This window comes from Dietzia sp. B44, from assembly GCF_014145245.1.
GTDB classification, from domain to species: domain Bacteria; phylum Actinomycetota; class Actinomycetes; order Mycobacteriales; family Mycobacteriaceae; genus Dietzia; species Dietzia natronolimnaea.
Genome location: NZ_JAALEF010000326.1, coordinates 1 through 2,438 on the forward strand (window position 1 = coordinate 1; position 2,438 = coordinate 2,438).

The following is a 2,438-nucleotide window of genomic DNA, read 5'->3' on the forward strand; positions in this document are numbered from 1 at the left end:
CGTCCCCGCGCACACCGCGGGTGTCGCGCGTGCCCCGGGTGGTGCGCCCGCCGGCACCGCTGCGGGCACCCAGGAGGATGCCACCGAGCAGCGCCAGCACGCCCAGCACACCGAGCACGGCCGGCAGGATGCGACCGAACGTGTTGAGCGTGTCGGCGGTCTCCTGGGCGGCGGACTGCGTGATCTCCTTGGTCTCCTCGTTCCAGCCGGACTCGAATCGGACGGCCGTCCGGGTGGGCTCGGCCTTCTCCTCCTCCATGCCCGCCGCGTCGTTGAAGAAGGCCTCGGCCTCGTCCTGGTCCTCGGCGAAGAACTGGTAGATGTTCTCGTTGCCGTTGATCACCTGGCCGGTCTCCGGGTTGACGTACACCGTGCGGGTGTTGGTGTAGTAGCGACGCATGTCGACCTCGCGCTCCGGGTCACCCTCGAGGCCCCACTGGCCCGCGGTCATGCCCTCGCGCCGGTAGCTGGCCAGCACGGCCTCCACGGCGGGGTCGTACCCGTCGGTGATCGAGGCGAAGTGGTCGCGGATCGAGGACCACATGTCGATCGGGCCGAGCTCCTGGCGGAACTCGTACGCGTCGATGCCGCCGACGGTGGTCTCACCGACGAAGGAGATCGGGTTGGTGGTGAAGGTGCTGGCGTCGAAGTAGTCGTAGTCCCGCTGCTCGGTGTCGAACGGGAACTTGTACTGCAGGCCGTTGCGGACGAACCCGGTGGGGGCGGAGTCCTCGGCCCCGGTCGCGACCAACTGCAGAGTGCTCACGGCCTCGTCGATCGGCTCCGCGGACACGCGGTCCACGGTGACGCGGTCGATCGAGGCGTTGACCAGGCCCTCGACCCCGTCCGACCCGGTCTTGTCCTCGCGGAGCAGCGACTGCGCGGCCTGGAACGTGATCACCTCGGCGTCCGACGGCTCGACCGCCTGGACACGACGCTGCGAGTAGAGCGGGATGTCGTTGTCGATGAAGCAGGTCACCGGGAACTGGACATCGGAGTCGTCGGCCTCCGCACCGTCCTGGGTCTCGACGGCCTCGTCGTCGCCCGCCGCGCCGTCCCCGGGGGCGTCGGCGTCCTCGTCACCGGCCGCGTCACCTTCGCTGCACTCCGGCCGGGTCGAGTTGAGCTCGGTCGGCGAGTTGCCGGCCAGGGCCGCACCCACCAGGACCGCGCCCTGCGTGGTCTCGGTGACGGTGGTGGTGTTGATGTCCAGCGGGGTCTTCTTCTGCGCCGGCACGACGAAGAAGACGAGCGCCAGTGCGATAGTGATGAGGAACGCGCCGAGCCCGACGAGGACCAGCGCGGGCACTGACGACCTCCGTCCCGCGGAACTGCTCTGTCGTGCCATCGGTTGTCCTCCTGTAGCCGCACCCTGGATCCGCCGGTTACCGCCGGGTAGCTCCCCGGGTCGGTCGCCGGACCGGACCATCATCAGGAGAAGATTAACAGTGATGAAGAACGCATTCGCCACCCCCGACCGACAAGTCGGAACTCTCCCGTCCGCGACGGGCTTCGTCCCGGCGCTGGAGGGCTTCCGCGCGGTCGCCGCTCTCGCGGTCCTCACCACTCACGTCGCGTTCCAGACCGGGTCCTCCACAGGGTCGGCGATCAACCGGGTCTGGGGCCGGTTCGACCTGTCCGTGGCGGTCTTCTTCGCCCTGTCCGGGTTCCTGTTGTGGCGGGCCCACGCCCTCCACGCCCGTCGGGGCGGACCCGGCACCGCGCGGTCCGCAGGGGCCTACCTGCGTTCCCGCCTCGTCCGGATCATGCCGGCCTACCTCGTCCTGGTGGCCGCGGTGTTCTTCCTCATCCCCCAGAACGCCCGCAGTTCCGCCTCGACCTGGACTGCCAACCTGACCCTGATGCAGGTGTACGTCCCCGACTCCCTGGTCGAGGGTCTGACCCACGCGTGGTCTCTGTCCGTGGAGATGTCCTTCTATCTCGTCCTGCCCCTACTGTGGTGGGCTCTCGCCGGGCTCCGGGGTCGCGCGGCGCGATGGCGCATCCCCGTGATCGCGGCCGTGGGGGTGCTGAGCCTGGCGTGGGCTCTGATCCCCTGGTACGACCTCGGACTGCCCGAGCGGGTCAACGACCAGATCCTGCCCCCGGCGTTCGCCTCGTGGTTCGCGGCGGGGATGATCCTCGCCGAGCTGGCCGCCGCCCCGCCCGGACGCCTGGCCGCGTTGGCCCGGCACCGCCACGCGCGGTGGGGCTGGTGGACCGTGGTCGCGGCGGCGTTCGCGGCGAGCACCCACCCGCACTGGTTCACCGAGGGGTTCGTGCATCCCTCCGGGCCGGAGTTCGCGGCCCGGACCGCGCTGGGTGCGGTGGTGGCGTTCTGCCTGCTGGCCCCGGTCACGCTGGCTCCCCGGGGACAGCGGTTCGCGGTGCTGGACTCCGCTGTGATCGGCATGCTGGGCCGGTGGTCCTACGGCGTA

The 2,438-nt window shown here is 70.3% G+C and carries 2 protein-coding genes; one reads left to right on the forward strand and one right to left on the reverse strand.

Annotation, left to right across the window (positions count from 1 at the left end; translation table 11 throughout):
- Positions 1–1,348 (reverse strand): cell envelope lipid trafficking protein PgfA (pgfA, locus tag G6017_RS11175; protein WP_194307845.1); only part of this gene is annotated, 1,348 nt, incomplete at its 3' end.
- Positions 1,349–1,451: 103 nt separating this feature from the next.
- On the opposite strand from pgfA, the gene G6017_RS11180 reads away from it, so the two are divergent.
- A partial coding sequence (locus tag G6017_RS11180) for an acyltransferase family protein (protein ID WP_182617372.1) occupies positions 1,452–2,438 on the forward strand: 987 nt, incomplete at its 3' end.